Genomic DNA, 13518 nt, shown 5'->3' on the forward strand with positions numbered 1-13518 from the left:
CTCCGCAAAAAGACCAGAAAGAAGGACACCCATGCCGATCAAATATCTTCACACGATGGTGCGCGTTAAGGATTTGGAAAAATCCATGGCCTTTTATGAACTGCTTGGCCTGCAAGAGCGCCGCCGCATGGACCACGAAGGCGGGCGGTTTACGCTGGTCTATCTCTGCGCGCCCGGTCAGGACGATGGTCATGCGGACCTTGAGCTGACCTATAACTGGGACGGCGATGATGCGCTGCCCGATGACAGCCGCCATTTCGGGCATCTCGCCTATACGGTCGAGAATATTTATGACACCTGCAAAATGTTGCAGGACAACGGCATCGTGATCAATCGCCCGCCGCGTGACGGGCGCATGGCGTTTATCCGGTCGCCCGACAATATCTCGGTCGAGCTGCTGCAAGAAGGCGATGCGCTGGAACCGGCGGAGCCGTGGACAAGCATGGAAAACACCGGCCACTGGTAAGGCCGATGCGGGCCGGGCTTGCATCCCTGATTGCGGCGTTGCTGCTATTGCCCGTCGCTGTTTCGGCGGCGGGATGCAGGCTGGCCTTGGTTTTGGCCATGGATGTGTCCAGCTCTGTCGATGCGGCAGAGGACCGTTTGCAGCGCGGCGGGATGGCATCGGCACTGGTGTCAGACGCCGTGGCGCAGGCGTTTTTTGCCAGCGATTTGCCCGTGGCGCTGGCGGTTTACGAATGGTCGGGGCGCTATAATCAACAGCTGATTTTGGATTGGACGCTGGTTGACACGCAGGCCGATTTGCTGCGCGCCGCAGAAACCGTGGCCCGCAGCACACGCAGCCATAATGATTTTCCCACGGCGATGGGATACGGGCTGGGCTATGGCGCGGGTCTGTTGGAACGCGCGCCGCGCTGTTTGTACAAGACGCTGGATATGGCGGGCGATGGGCAAAACAACGAAGGGTTCGGGCCGCAGCATGCCTATGGCGCGTTTCCCTTTGACGGGGTGACGGTGAACGGGTTGGTGGTGAACGCCGCCGATTACGAGGCCGAAGTCGGGCTGATCGCCTTTTACCGTGCCGAGGTTTTGCACGGGCCCGGTGCGTTTTTGGTCGTGGCCAACGGGTTCGAGGATTACGAGCGCGCCCTGCGGATCAAGCTGGAACGCGAGCTGACACCGCCCGCGATTGGCATGCTGTCCGCGCCGCTGGGTGCGGGATGATACGCGCGCTGGCCTGTGTTGTGGCGCTTGGGTTTGGCGGGGCGGCGGATGCGGCCTGTCGTCAGGCGCTGGCGCTTGGACTGGATGTGTCAGGGTCCGTCGATGCGCGGGAATACCGCTTGCAGCTCAACGGCTTGGCCGCCGCGCTGGACAATATCGCGGTGCGGGATGCATTGCTGTCGTCACCGGGCGCGCCGGTGTCGGTCATGGTTTATGAATGGAGCGGCCCGTCCGATCAGGCGGTGATCGTTCCCTGGGCTGTGATCGAGGACGCGGCGACGTTGGACGGATTTATCGAGACCTTGCTGCAAACCACGCGGCGCGATGTGTCGCCGGGCACGGCCTTGGGCACTGCGATTACCTTGGGCGCGCAATATCTGGATCAACAGCCTGCCTGTTGGAAACGCACGTTGGATATCTCGGGTGACGGGATGTCGAACCTTGGCCCGCGTCCCCGTGATGTTAAGGAGGCGATTGGCGCGCGGGGGATCACGGTGAATGCGTTGGTGATCGGGGCAACGCCCCGGCCAGAAAGCAACGCGCTGGCATCGTATTTCAGGGCCGAGGTGATCACGGGGCCACGTGCCTTTGTCGAAACGGCGTTGGGCTTTGACGACTACGAGGCCGCGATGACCCGTAAATTACTGCGCGAGCTTGAGGTGCTGGCCGTGTCGGAACTGGTGTCAGATTAAATCTGGCGCACCTCGCCCGACACGCGGATGGATGCGCCTTTTTCATCGGGGATTTCAGCGGTGATGATGGATTTCGCGCCCATGTCCTCGCCCTGGATGATGGTGATCTTACCGCCATGGGGCCATGAGACATCACGCAGGTAACCGGAAAACGCGGCAGCCGCGGCACCGGTTGCGGGGTCTTCGAGAACGCCGCCAGAGGCAAAGGCGTTGCGCGCGTGGAACAGCTGATCGTTTTCGACCCAGACCAACATGATTGTGACAAGGCCATGCTCCCGCATCAGATCGCGGCCAGCGGCCAGATCATAGGACATCGCGGCCAGCGTTTCACGGCTGTTCAGCGCAAGGATAAGATGCGTGGCCCCTGCCCCTGCAAAGCTGGGGGTAAAGCGGGGGTCAAGATCGTCGGGGTCGAGCCCCAGCAGGGCAAGTGCTGCGGCGGTTAGGTCTGGGGCGGCGGGATTGCTATGCGTGGCGGGGGATTGCAGCGCCGCGCGCATCTGGCCGTTTTCGCTGTGCCCTTCGACGGTGATGGTCGTGTCGTTCAGAACCAGCGTGTAGACGCCATTGCCATGCTGGGCCGCAAGTGCCGCGCCCAAGGCCACGGTGGCATGGCCGCAAAAGGGGACCTCGCTTTCGGGGGCGAAATACCGGACGCGCCAAGCATCATCTTGTGGACTGGCAAAGGCGGTTTCGGAATATCCCAGATCGGCAGCAATCTGGCGCATCTCTTGGTCCGAGGGATGCTGCGGCGCGATCACCACACCGGCAGGGTTGCCCCCTTTGTTGTCGGTGGAAAAGGAGGCGAGACGAAGCGGTTGCATAATATGATCCCCAAAATGAATACCGGGATCATGTTGCCGTTAATGCATTGGGCAGGTCCAGACCTATAGCCCCGAAACGGCCATGACGATTTGGCCGCCATGCCATCACGATAATTGATCAGTAGATATATCTGATCTGGTCAGACCAATACCGTTCAACCCGTTTCAACGAATGGGTGATGTCTTCGATACCTTCGGGGCCCAACACACCTTTGCTTTCCAAACCGATGGCGTGACGGGCAAAAAGCTCGGACACGATGGTACTGATATTGCGGCCTTTTTCAGTAAGACGTACGCGCACCGACCGGCGGTCAATCTCGCAACGTTGGTGGTGCATATAGCCCATATCGACCAGCTTTTTCAGGTTATAGCTGACGTTGCTGCCCTGATAATATCCGCGCGTTTTCAATTCACCGGCGGTCACCTCGTTGTCGCCGATGTTGAACAGCAACAACGCCTGCACCGCGTTGATTTCCAGCGCGCCCACCCTTTCAAATTCGTCTTTGATCACATCCAGCAAAAGCCTGTGCAATCGTTCCACAAGGCTGAGCGCCTCGAGATAACCCACCATAAACCCTTTTTGGGATCCCGGCAGGGCGATTTGATCTTGGACACTCATAATCTCTCTCCGACAAAAAATGCTTTGTCGGAAACTCAACAAAAAAGAGAAATATATCGTTAAACCCGTTACATCCTTATTTCGAATGCAAATTAATGGCTTAACCCATCCCCCTAAAGCGGATTGTCGGCGATATGAGTTTTGATATCAGCGATCAGGGCCGCGAATTCTGCGGGGGGCGCTGTTTGCCCCGTAACCCACTGATATAAATCATGGTCATTCTCGGCCAGCATGTCGTCATATAACGCCAATGCGGTGTCATCCATGGTTTCCAGCCGTGTCGACGCATAGGACGGCAGGATCAAATCCATCTCTTTTATCCCGCGTCGCATGGACCGCATGTGCAGACGTTTGACCTTGTGTTCGCGCAGTTCAGCCATTTTCCGCGCCCCGCAAGGAGCTGCGCAGACGCTTTTCAAGGCGGCCCAGTTGTTCGGCTCTTTTCAGCATATCCACACGCAGACTGCGCAATTCGTTCAACACATCCATGGCGCTTTCATCGACGCTTGGCCCTTCTTCGGGTGCCTCGAGGCCTTCGCCTTCCCCGTTGATCAACCACATCATCGACACGCCCAAGACCCCTGCCAAGGTGGCAAGACGGTTGGCGCGGGGTTCTGACAGGTCGTCCTCCCAGCCGCGCAGGGTCGATTGTTTTACGCCCAGACGTTTGGCCAGCGCGGCCTGTGTCATTTGGGCGTTTTCACGCGCCGCAGCGACGCGATCCCCAAAGGTGGCCACATCCGGGCCATACCAATCTGCGTTCTCGTTCATTGGTTCTCTCCTGTATGGCACCGTTGTTGCTTGATCGGTGCGGGGGTCAGCCGTATGAGTGTCACGCACACATATCAAACTGAGGCCGAAATGGAACTGCTGTCCAAGACACTTGCCCGCGTAAAACCGTCCCCCACCATTGCTGTGACCCAAAAAGCCGCCGAGCTGAAGGCCGCAGGGCGTGATGTCATCGGCCTGGGTGCCGGTGAGCCGGATTTTGACACGCCCACCAACATCCAAGAGGCAGGGATCGCCGCGATCAAGGCTGGCAAAACGAAATATACGGCAGTCGATGGTATCCCCGAGCTAAAGCAAGCGATTTGCGAAAAGTTCAAACGCGACAACGGGTTGGATTACGTTCCGGCGCAGGTCAGCGTAGGCACAGGCGGCAAGCAGGTGTTGTACAACGCGCTGATGGCGACGTTGAACCCGGGCGAAGAAGTCTTGATTCCCGCACCCTATTGGGTCAGCTATCCCGATATGGTTTTGCTGGCCGGCGGGGAGCCTGTCATCGCGCCTGCCACCCTTGAGAATGATTTCAAGCTGACGCCCGAGGCGCTTGAGGCCGCGATCACGCCCAAGACCAAGTGGTTCATCTTTAACTCGCCGTCGAACCCGACCGGTGCGGGCTATGGCTGGGACGAGCTGAAGGCGCTGACCGAAGTGTTGATGCGCCATCCGCATGTCTGGGTGCTGACCGATGATATGTACGAGCATCTGGCCTATGACGATTTCAAATTCTGCACCCCTGCACAGGTTGAACCGGCCTTGTATGACCGCACCTTGACCATGAACGGGGTGTCCAAGGCCTATGCCATGACCGGCTGGCGCATTGGCTATGCTGCGGGTCCGGAAAAGCTGATCGCCGCAATGCGGAAAATTCAGTCGCAATCGACATCGAACCCCTGTTCGATCAGCCAATGGGCGGCGGTCGAGGCGTTGAATGGTCCGCAGGATTTTATCCCCGAGAACAACAAGATGTTTGTCCGTCGCCGCGATCTGGTGGTGGATATGCTGAACGAGATTGACGGCATGATCTGCCCCAAGCCCGAGGGCGCGTTTTATGTCTATCCGTCGATCAAGGGGCTGATTGGCAAGACATCAGCAGCGGGCACCAAGATCACCGATGACGAGGTGTTCGCGACGGCGCTGCTGGAAGAAACCGGTGTGGCGGTGGTGTTTGGCGCGGCATTTGGGCTTAGCCCGAACTTTCGCATCAGCTATGCCACCTCGGATGAGGCGCTGAAGGAAGCGTGCAGCCGGATACAAGGGTTTTGCGCGGGGCTGACATAAGCGCTGCCCGTCTGCCCTGCCCTAAAGGTATTCATTTATTAGCCATTCAGAGGCTATGGCTGCGCCAACGCCAGACGAAAGGACCACCGAGATGACCAGCGAATTGCCAGAGTATTATTTCCGCGTCCGGGACAACGGGGCGGCGGTGTTTCGGATCGACACGTCGAACCGTCAGCGCCGCATCGAAATGGATCAGATCGCCATCGCAAACATCCGCAACGGCGATATCAAACCGCAGGGTGATCGGGAGCTGTCGGATGAAGATATCACCCATATCCGGGCGTGGATGAAGGAACGCACCGCGTTGCTGGAACGGCGCGATATGGATGACATCCACCGCGCGATTGATCACCTGAACCTGACCACGCAATGGGTGCAATCAAAGGCCAGCGATGAACAGCTGGAAGAGGTCACCGACGCGCTATTGCTGGCCATGCACGATCTGCGCAGCACGTTGGTACGCAAAAAATCAGCCCGCTTGCCCTAGGCGGGCAACGGCGCGCTGCCCTTGCGCAGGTCCCGCATCGTCGGGCCCCAGAACCGCAGGTTCAGCAAGATCGCAGCCACGCCCAAGCCAACAACCAGCCCCAGCCAGACGCCGATACCATCCAGCCCCAGGGTAAAGCCCAGCAGATAGGATGCGGGGATGCCCACCACCCAATAGCTGATACCGGCAAGGATCATCGGTATCTTGGTATCCTGCACGCCGCGCAGCAGCCCAAGCGCCACGGCCTGCGCACCATCGACAAGCTGGAACAGTGCGGCCATGGCCAATAGCCCGGTGCCGACCGCGAGGATCTGCGCCCGCGCGGGTTCTGATTTCTGCATGAACAGATTGATCAGCGGTTCCGGCCACGTAACAAAAGCGACGATCGTCAGGACGGCAATACAGATCGACATTGCCGTGCCGGTGATCGCACCCTTGGCCAGATGTTCGGGATCGCGGCGACCGTAAGCATTACCTGCGCGGATTGTGGCGACGTTGCTGATGCCCAGATGCACCATGAAGGTCATTGATGCCAGTTGCAGGGCGATCCCATGTGCGGCCAGCGCCACGGTGCCAAGCCAACCCATCATCACCGCAGAGGCGGCGAATAATCCGACCTCGCTTAACCCGGTAAAGCCGATGGGCAGGCCCAGACGGAATACCCGCGCCAGCATATCCCAGTCAGGCCGCCACAGACGTACGAAAATCTGATGCTCTGGCAGTGCCTTGAGGACATAAATAATCACCGCCAGCAAGGCGACAGAGTTAGACGCAAGCGACGCAATCGCGGCACCGCGAATACCCAATTCAGGTGCGCCCCAATTGCCAAAGATAAAGGCGTAATTCGCCAGAACATTGGCGATGGCAGACACAATCGTGATCCAGAACACCACTTGGGTCCGTTCCAGCGCGGCCAGATAGCTTTTGAGAACCATCACCAACAGCGCGGGGATAATACCCCATCCGGCAATCGCCAGATATTGACCGACCATTTCGGCCAGCGCCGGTTCCTGCCCCATCAATGCCATGACCGGCCGCGACCAGATCATCAACGGCAGTGATAGACAGGCAAAGCCCAGCGACAGCCACAGCCCCATCCGCGTGGCGCGGCGCAGGCTGGTTTCATCGCCTTCGGCCTCGAACGCGGCGACCATGGGCATCACGCCCCAAGCAAAGCCGGAGCCGAAAATCAGCAGAACAAAGAAATAGGTACTGGCAAGGGTGACGGCGGCCAGTGCCTCGACGCTGTACCAGCCCATCATGACCGTGTCGGTCACACCGATGGCCACTTGTCCCAGATGGCCGCCAACCAGCGGCAGCCCCATCACCGTAATCGCACGGGCGTGGCCGATATATGTCATTTTTGAAGTCATCCTGATGACATAGGCCAGCAACCGCACAAGGGAAAGAGATTCTAAACCCGACCCAGATGTGTGGATTTAAACCCCTCGGGATATTTCAGCCCATACCCCAAAGCCCGGTCCGCACCGATGTGGACGCCCCAGATCAGACCTATCGCCACGGTCGTTTCGCTATCGACCCACAGCGCCACGGCCAACAGGATCAGCGGCGCGATATAACTATGGCCAAAATTGTACAAAATCGCCCCCACCCGTGGCCCCCGCACATAACCAATCATTGCCAGATCCGGGAGGAGGATCAGTACTGCAAAAAGCAGCCAACTGAACCCGTGTTGCGCATAAAGAACGATGCCGGCTATGGCAATCAGCGCCCCTTCGCCTTGCAGAATATACCGATTGGCAAAATGTGGTTTGGGATCGCCTTGCATGTCACATATCCTTTGTTGCGCTGTCCGCCAAAGCAGTCCCATATACCCCAGCTGAAATAAATTGTTCAAAAGCGTACAGTCAGATATCATAATTTGATGAGCAACCTGTTCCCCTCTCTTGACGTTATCCCCAGTTTTCATGCGGTGATGACCCAAGGCAGCCTGTCTGCGGCAGCACGCCAATTGGGTTTGGCGCATCCCACCGTGCGCCGCCATATCGAAGCATTGGAGCAAGAGTTAGGAACGCAGCTGTTCACACGCTCGGCCAATGGGCTGACCCCGACACAGATGGCGTATAGCCTGATGCCGGCCGCGGCTTCGGTGCTGGAAGAAGCCGCATCCTTGCGCCGCATTGCCTCGGGCAACAAAGACGCGGTTGCGGGGACTGTGCGGATCACCTGTAGCCGGGTGTTGGCGGGGTTTGTGCTGCCCGAGGTTCTGGGCCAGATCACCCGCGATGCACCTGATCTTCGGTTCGAAATCATGGGCACCGACACCACCGAAAATCTGCTGCGACGGGCGGCAGATATCGGGGTGCGCTTTGTCCAGCCCACGCAGAAGGCGCTGATTGCAAAGCGCCTGCCGGATGTGGAATTGGGGCTGTTCGCCGTGCCATCCCTGCCCCTGTCCGGCCGCGAGGTCGAGGATCTGCCGTTTATTGCCGATGACCGAGAAAACCGGATACTGCCCGCCATGGCAAACGCCGGTATGCCTGTGCCGCGGAACATCATTTTACGCAGCGATGATCCTTTGGTGCAGATCGCGCATCTGCGCGCGGGGCTGGGCGTTGGCATATGTCAGGTCAAACTGGCCGCGCGCCTCGGTCTGGTGCGCGTGTCCCCGAAAATCCGGCACATGATGCCCTGTTGGTTGATTGTCCACGAGGATCAGGCGCGACTGCGCCGTATTGCCTATGTGTTCGACGCGCTGAAAACACATCTGCCCCATCTGATTTAACCCGCATCCCTGCTTGCCCTTCGCGACATCGCTTGCCACAGTATTCCCGCCGTAGTAGTGGGTTTACCTAAAGGGAACGCCGTGCATAACCGTATTGATATCGTGCGCCCAGATGCGCCCAGTTTAGCGGCGCGCGGGCACCATCCGGTCGGGGTCACCACCCACGAGATTACGATCTATGAAGGCCGGACATTAACGACGGAAATCTGGTATCCCGCCCATGCGGATACGGTGCCCGGCACCGAATACCCCACATTGACCCGCGACGGCGTCACCCCGACGGTTTTGCGCGGCTCTGCCTGCCGCAATGCCCTCCCCACCCAAGAAGGGTTCGCGCCGCTGGTCGTGATCTCGCACGGGTATCCCGGCAACCGGTATCTGCTGGCGCATCTGGCCGAAAGCCTTGCCGCCAAGGGATATGTAGTGGCGGCCCCCGATCATGCGGGCAGCACCTATGAGGATCAGCAGCCCTTTGAGGTCACATTGGTGCACCGCCCGCTGGACCAGCGCGGCGTGATCGATGGGATGGCGCAGTTGGGCGGTGATCTGGGTGCTTTGGTCAATTGTGAAAAGGTCGGGCTGATCGGCTATTCCATGGGCGGTTATGGCGCGTTGATTATGGGCGGTGCCGGGCTGGCACCAACTGCGCTGAACCACACGCGGGCGGGCACGGATGATATGTTGTCACGGCATCTGGCCGGGTCTGGCACCCATGCGGCCCTGCGCGATCCACGGCTGAAAGCGATCATTCCCATCGGTCCGTGGGGCAACGGGCAAAACATGTGGGATGCGGAATGTCTGGCGCAGTTGGACACACCCATGTTCATGATGGCCGGAACGTCTGACGAGGTGTCGAACTATCGCGCGATGCGCCGCATCTTTGAGGGGGCAAGCGCGGATCGCTATTTACTGAGCTTTCAGGGCGCGGGCCATAATGCCGCCGCCCCCATTCCGGCCCCTGACGAAAGCTGGCCCATGTCGGATACCTTGGGCTGGCACCCATTTTCACACTATGCCGACCCCGTCTGGGATACGTTGCGTATGAACAACGTTGCCCAACATTTCGCCGCCGCCTTTCTGGGGGTACATTTACGCGGCGAGGATACGCTGCATTATCTGGATGGCACCACATGGCGCGGCTTTGATCCCGGCACCTCGGTCGGGCTGGTGCTGGAATATATGCCCGCCACGCAACGGGACATCACCTCGGGGGGAGGGAACAGCAGATGACAGCCGATTGGACTGAGACAGTCACGTTGAACGGGCACCCGTTTTTTGTACGCCACTGGGGCGACAAGGACGCGCCCAAGCTTTTGATGCTGCACGGGTTTCCCGAATATTCAGGGGCTTGGAACGATCTGGCCCCGCTGCTGGCCACGCGGTTTCACTGCATCGCGCCCGACCAGCGCGGCTATGGCCAAAGCTGGCGACCGGCTGAGGTTGAACACTATAAAACGGCGCAATTGGTGTCGGATATGGCGGCGTTAATTGGCGATGAGCCGGTGATCTTGCTGGGCCATGACTGGGGTGCATCGGTGGCTTACGCACTGACCATCGGGCGGCCTGAGCTGGTGTCGAAACTGATCATCATGAACGGCGTCCATCCAGCCCCGTTCCAGCGCGAACTGGCCAAGGGCGGGCCGCAAACCGACGCGTCGCAATACATCCATTTCCTGCGCCGTGAAGGATCAGAAGACATTCTGGCCGCCGATGATTTTGCCAAGCTGATGGGATTGTTTTCCGCGCATATGGATATGGATTGGCTGCAGGGCGAGACCTTGGCGGGCTACAAAGCCGCTTGGCGCGATGCATCTGGCCTGCGCGGGATGGTGAACTGGTACCGCGCGTCGCCGCTGAAAATCGGCCAGACCGGAGAGGCTATCGATGATGCGCTGACCTTTGATCCGGCGCGGTTGCAAGTGCGCTGCCCGCATCTGTTGGTCTGGGGCGAGGATGACACCGCGCTGATGCCCGCATCGACCCAAGGGCTTGAGGACTATGCGCCCGATCTGACCCGCGTGAGCATCCAAGGGGCAGATCACTGGCTACACCATCAAAAGCCCCGCGCGGTTGCGGATGCCATTTTGAACTGGCTCTAGCAGAACGCAGCAGTGCCGCATGGCGGATGACCCCCATAAAACCTGCGCCAAAGGGCGGGAAAACGCGCCTGCGCGACGTCATCCGCCCTTCCCCCGCCTTGCGGGCTCTGGCATAGTAGGACCCTAACAAAAGCAATAGACAGGCAGGCCCCCCTTATGTCCGATCTTCTTTCTGGTGCGCAGCCCACGGCCAAGGAATATGACGCTTCATCCATTGAGGTGCTTGAGGATATGGAGCACGTCCGCCTGCGCCCCGGTATGTATATCGGGGGCAAGGACGACCGCGCGCTGCACCACATGGTCGCCGAAATCATCGATAACTCGATGGATGAAGCGGTTGCGGGCCACGCCACCTGGATCGAGCTGGAATTGCATGAAAACGGCCACGTCACCGTGCGTGACAACGGGCGTGGTATCCCGATTGACCCGCACCCCAAGGACCCCAGCAAATCCGCACTCGAAATCATTTTTTGCACCCTGAATGCGGGCGGCAAATTCTCGGGCGATTCGTACGAGACATCGGGCGGTTTGCACGGTGTGGGGTCATCGGTTGTGAACGCCCTGTCCGACCATCTGCGGGTCGAAGTGGCGCGTAACCGTGAATTGTTTGCGATGGAGTTTTCACGCGGCAAGCCCCAAGGGCCACTGGCCAAGATCGGTGCCGCCCCCAACCGACGCGGTACGGCAGTCACCTTTCACCCCGATCCGGAAATCTTTGGCGCGCTGAAACTGAAACCGGCACGGCTGTTCGCGATGGCCCGGTCCAAGGCGTACCTGTTTTCCGGCGTCGAAATCCGCTGGAAATGTGCGCAGGCAGACGGCGACACCCCGGCCGAGGCGACGTTCCACTTTCCCGGCGGTCTGTCCGATTACCTGAACGAAACCCTAAGCGGATCAACCACCTATGCCGAAGCCCCCTTTGGCGGCACCGTCGATTTCCGCGAGAAATTCAACACCCCAGGCAAGGTCGAATGGGCGATCAACTGGACACCGTCGCGCGACGGGTTCATCCAGTCGTACTGTAACACCATCCCCACGCCCGAGGGCGGCACCCACGAGGCGGGGTTCTGGTCTGCGATCCTGAAAGGCGTCAAAGCCTACGGCGAATTGGTCGGCAATAAAAAGGCCGGCACCATCACCCGCGACGACCTGATCACCGGCGGCTGCGCGCTGGTGTCGTGCTTTATCCGCGAGCCTGAATTCGTGGGCCAGACCAAAGACCGGCTGGCCACCGTTGATGCGCAGCGCATGGTCGAAAACGCCGTGCGCGACCACTTTGACAACTGGCTGGCGGCGGACACGAAATCCGCCGGTGCGATCCTAGATTTCCTTGTCCTGCGCGCCGAGGAACGCCTGCGCCGCCGTCAGGAAAAGGAAACCGCCCGCAAGACGGCGACCAAAAAGCTGCGCCTGCCCGGCAAGCTGACCGATTGTACCTCCAAAACCCGCGAAGGCACCGAACTGTTCATCGTGGAGGGGGATTCGGCTGGCGGGTCCGGCAAAGGCGCGCGCAACCGTGTGAACCAGGCGCTGCTGCCGCTGAAGGGTAAGATCCTGAACGTGCTGGGCGCGGCCTCGGGCAAGCTGAACACCAACGCCGAGATCAACGATCTATGCGAGGCGCTTGGCGTCGGGATGGGCAGCAAATTCGTGCTGGACGATCTGCGCTATGACAAGATCATTATCATGACCGATGCGGATGTCGACGGCGCGCATATCGCAGCACTGCTGATGACGTTCTTCTTTACCCAGATGCGCCCGATGATCGACGCGGGGCATTTGTATCTGGCCTGCCCGCCGCTGTACCGTCTGACCCAAGGGCCCAAACGCGTCTATGTGTCCGACGACGCGGAAAAGGACATGTGGCTGGAAAAAGGTCTGGGCGGCAAAGGCAAGATCGACCTGCAACGGTTCAAAGGCCTGGGCGAGATGGACGCCAAGGACTTGAAAGAAACCACCATGGACCCCGCCACCCGCAAACTGATCCGCGTCACAGTGCAAGAGGACATCCCCGGAGAGACCGGTGATCTGGTCGAACGTCTGATGGGGAAAAAGCCCGAACTGCGCTATCAGTATATTCAGGATAACGCGCAGTTTGTGGAGGAGTTGGATGTTTGAGTAAGCCATACAACTATTTCCTAAATACTATCGAGCGCGCAGAAAATCTATTGCAGGCAGCTGATGAGCACGAAGACATCCTCAGCGACGACCTAGCCCGAGGGTCAGTCATATTGTCGGTTGCTGCTTTTGATCACTACTTCACTTCGAAATTCTGTGACGTTCTGAATAACTACTTAAAAAACAACAAACCTAACAAAAAACTAATAGAAAGACTTGAGCGAGCAGGTTTAAACACCGAGATGGCATTAGAATTAGCTGTTATGAAACGACCATTTCGAAGAATTAGGTCATTATTGTCGAAGTCTTTGTCAGGAGTGACTACCAATCAGACAAAAGCCATCGAAAATCTATTTAGTGCTATAGACTTAGATGGCTTGTCAGGCAGAATTCACAAACATTGCAATCGAAAAAATTTGGGGAGACGAATTGAAAAGCTTGTCATAATTCGAAATGAAGTAAGTCACTGCGCCCATATTAATTCCCACGGCCAGCCTAAAGCAATTGACGCGGAGGATGTCGGCGCTCGCATCGAAGAGTTGAAGCTCTTCGTGGATAGCTCGGAAATAATCATCAACCAGTGGGTAAAGGACAAGAAGATGGGTGCGGTGTCGTCAGCTACAGATTAGCCCGAGGTCGGGCGCGGCCCTGTCGTTACATCCAATAATTATCCGGTTTGCGGGG

Annotated in this window: 16 protein-coding genes; 10 read left to right on the plus strand and 6 right to left on the minus strand. The window is 58.6% G+C overall.

Features of this window, described 5'->3' with window-relative positions; translation table 11 throughout:
• Positions 1 to 31 precede the first annotated feature (31 nt).
• The 3 genes from WNY39_RS03765 to WNY39_RS03775 are packed head-to-tail and all read left to right on the plus strand — an operon-like array spanning position 32 to position 1877.
• On the plus strand, positions 32 to 466 hold the full coding sequence (locus WNY39_RS03765) for a VOC family protein (RefSeq protein ID WP_341234873.1): 435 nt from the start codon (positions 32 to 34) through the stop codon (positions 464 to 466).
• Positions 467 to 471: 5 nt separating this feature from the next.
• Complete coding sequence (locus tag WNY39_RS03770) at positions 472 to 1185, plus strand: DUF1194 domain-containing protein (RefSeq protein ID WP_342844166.1); 714 nt, start codon at positions 472 to 474, stop codon at positions 1183 to 1185.
• A complete protein-coding gene (locus tag WNY39_RS03775) occupies positions 1182 to 1877 on the plus strand; it encodes a DUF1194 domain-containing protein (protein WP_342844168.1) in 696 nt (231 codons plus the stop codon). Before WNY39_RS03770 ends, WNY39_RS03775 begins: the two co-directional genes overlap by 4 nt.
• Here the strand turns inward: WNY39_RS03775 and WNY39_RS03780 are convergent.
• The 4 genes from WNY39_RS03780 to WNY39_RS03795 all read right to left on the minus strand — a co-directional run bounded on the left by WNY39_RS03780 (position 1874) and on the right by WNY39_RS03795 (position 4091).
• Entirely contained in the window at positions 1874 to 2701 is an 828-nt protein-coding gene (locus WNY39_RS03780) for a PhzF family phenazine biosynthesis protein (protein ID WP_342844170.1), read from the minus strand. The two genes, WNY39_RS03775 and WNY39_RS03780, sit on opposite strands and share 4 nt — an antisense overlap.
• 118 nt (positions 2702 to 2819) lie before the next feature.
• Positions 2820 to 3320 carry a winged helix DNA-binding protein gene (locus tag WNY39_RS03785; RefSeq protein ID WP_341234877.1) on the minus strand — a complete coding sequence of 167 codons (501 nt, stop codon included), beginning with the start codon at positions 3318 to 3320 and terminating at the stop codon, positions 2820 to 2822.
• Between the two features lie 113 nt (positions 3321 to 3433).
• Positions 3434 to 3700, minus strand: coding sequence for a succinate dehydrogenase assembly factor 2 (locus WNY39_RS03790; RefSeq protein WP_341234878.1), 267 nt, complete (start codon positions 3698 to 3700; stop codon positions 3434 to 3436).
• Positions 3693 to 4091: a helix-turn-helix domain-containing protein gene (locus tag WNY39_RS03795; protein ID WP_341234879.1), complete on the minus strand. Its 399-nt coding sequence runs from the start codon at positions 4089 to 4091 to the stop codon at positions 3693 to 3695. Before WNY39_RS03795 ends, WNY39_RS03790 begins: the two co-directional genes overlap by 8 nt.
• A 90-nt stretch (positions 4092 to 4181) precedes the next feature.
• Between WNY39_RS03795 and WNY39_RS03800 the strand changes: the two genes are divergently transcribed.
• Both WNY39_RS03800 and WNY39_RS03805 read left to right on the plus strand, forming a co-directional pair.
• On the plus strand, positions 4182 to 5384 hold the full coding sequence (locus WNY39_RS03800) for a pyridoxal phosphate-dependent aminotransferase (RefSeq protein WP_342844363.1): 1203 nt from the start codon (positions 4182 to 4184) through the stop codon (positions 5382 to 5384).
• Between the two features lie 91 nt (positions 5385 to 5475).
• Positions 5476 to 5871 carry a hypothetical protein gene (locus WNY39_RS03805; protein WP_342844173.1) on the plus strand — a complete coding sequence of 132 codons (396 nt, stop codon included), beginning with the start codon at positions 5476 to 5478 and terminating at the stop codon, positions 5869 to 5871.
• Here WNY39_RS03805 and WNY39_RS03810 read toward each other — a convergent pair.
• Positions 5868 to 7244: an MATE family efflux transporter gene (locus WNY39_RS03810; RefSeq protein ID WP_342844174.1), complete on the minus strand. Its 1377-nt coding sequence runs from the start codon at positions 7242 to 7244 to the stop codon at positions 5868 to 5870. The two genes, WNY39_RS03805 and WNY39_RS03810, sit on opposite strands and share 4 nt — an antisense overlap.
• A 41-nt stretch (positions 7245 to 7285) precedes the next feature.
• Positions 7286 to 7660: a DUF4260 domain-containing protein gene (locus tag WNY39_RS03815; RefSeq protein WP_342844176.1), complete on the minus strand. Its 375-nt coding sequence runs from the start codon at positions 7658 to 7660 to the stop codon at positions 7286 to 7288.
• A 96-nt stretch (positions 7661 to 7756) separates the two neighbouring features.
• Here WNY39_RS03815 and WNY39_RS03820 point away from each other — a divergent pair, with 96 nt between their 5' ends.
• The 5 genes from WNY39_RS03820 (at position 7757) to WNY39_RS03840 (ending at position 13463) form a co-directional block, all read left to right on the plus strand.
• A complete protein-coding gene (locus WNY39_RS03820; RefSeq protein WP_342844178.1) occupies positions 7757 to 8617 on the plus strand; it encodes a LysR family transcriptional regulator in 861 nt (286 codons plus the stop codon).
• Positions 8618 to 8698: 81 nt separating this feature from the next.
• Positions 8699 to 9847 (plus strand): alpha/beta fold hydrolase, encoded by a 1149-nt coding sequence (locus WNY39_RS03825; RefSeq protein WP_342844179.1) that lies wholly within the window; start codon positions 8699 to 8701, stop codon positions 9845 to 9847.
• Positions 9844 to 10716 carry an alpha/beta hydrolase gene (locus tag WNY39_RS03830; protein WP_342844180.1) on the plus strand — a complete coding sequence of 291 codons (873 nt, stop codon included), beginning with the start codon at positions 9844 to 9846 and terminating at the stop codon, positions 10714 to 10716. The genes WNY39_RS03825 and WNY39_RS03830 overlap by 4 nt, the downstream gene beginning before the upstream one ends.
• A gap of 156 nt (positions 10717 to 10872) precedes the next feature.
• Positions 10873 to 12834 (plus strand): DNA topoisomerase IV subunit B, encoded by a 1962-nt coding sequence (locus WNY39_RS03835; protein WP_341234886.1) that lies wholly within the window; start codon positions 10873 to 10875, stop codon positions 12832 to 12834.
• Complete coding sequence (locus WNY39_RS03840) at positions 12831 to 13463, plus strand: HEPN domain-containing protein (RefSeq protein WP_342844181.1); 633 nt, start codon at positions 12831 to 12833, stop codon at positions 13461 to 13463. Before WNY39_RS03835 ends, WNY39_RS03840 begins: the two co-directional genes overlap by 4 nt.
• The last annotated feature ends 55 nt before the right edge of the window (positions 13464 to 13518 follow it).

Origin of the sequence: Sulfitobacter sp. AS59 (genome assembly GCF_038899995.1) — a bacterium.
Lineage (GTDB): Bacteria > Pseudomonadota > Alphaproteobacteria > Rhodobacterales > Rhodobacteraceae > Sulfitobacter.

Coding starts and splice junctions, on each gene's coding strand:
- WNY39_RS03765 (WP_341234873.1), top strand. CDS start 32: ATGCCGATCAAATATCTTCACACGATGGTGCGCGTTAAGGATTTGGAA.
- WNY39_RS03770 (WP_342844166.1), top strand. CDS start 472: ATGCGGGCCGGGCTTGCATCCCTGATTGCGGCGTTGCTGCTATTGCCC.
- WNY39_RS03775 (WP_342844168.1), top strand. CDS start 1,182: ATGATACGCGCGCTGGCCTGTGTTGTGGCGCTTGGGTTTGGCGGGGCG.
- WNY39_RS03780 (WP_342844170.1), bottom strand. CDS start 2,701: ATGCAACCGCTTCGTCTCGCCTCCTTTTCCACCGACAACAAAGGGGGC.
- WNY39_RS03785 (WP_341234877.1), bottom strand. CDS start 3,320: ATGAGTGTCCAAGATCAAATCGCCCTGCCGGGATCCCAAAAAGGGTTT.
- WNY39_RS03790 (WP_341234878.1), bottom strand. CDS start 3,700: ATGGCTGAACTGCGCGAACACAAGGTCAAACGTCTGCACATGCGGTCC.
- WNY39_RS03795 (WP_341234879.1), bottom strand. CDS start 4,091: ATGAACGAGAACGCAGATTGGTATGGCCCGGATGTGGCCACCTTTGGG.
- WNY39_RS03800 (WP_342844363.1), top strand. CDS start 4,182: ATGGAACTGCTGTCCAAGACACTTGCCCGCGTAAAACCGTCCCCCACC.
- WNY39_RS03805 (WP_342844173.1), top strand. CDS start 5,476: ATGACCAGCGAATTGCCAGAGTATTATTTCCGCGTCCGGGACAACGGG.
- WNY39_RS03810 (WP_342844174.1), bottom strand. CDS start 7,244: ATGACTTCAAAAATGACATATATCGGCCACGCCCGTGCGATTACGGTG.
- WNY39_RS03815 (WP_342844176.1), bottom strand. CDS start 7,660: ATGCAAGGCGATCCCAAACCACATTTTGCCAATCGGTATATTCTGCAA.
- WNY39_RS03820 (WP_342844178.1), top strand. CDS start 7,757: ATGAGCAACCTGTTCCCCTCTCTTGACGTTATCCCCAGTTTTCATGCG.
- WNY39_RS03830 (WP_342844180.1), top strand. CDS start 9,844: ATGACAGCCGATTGGACTGAGACAGTCACGTTGAACGGGCACCCGTTT.
- WNY39_RS03835 (WP_341234886.1), top strand. CDS start 10,873: ATGTCCGATCTTCTTTCTGGTGCGCAGCCCACGGCCAAGGAATATGAC.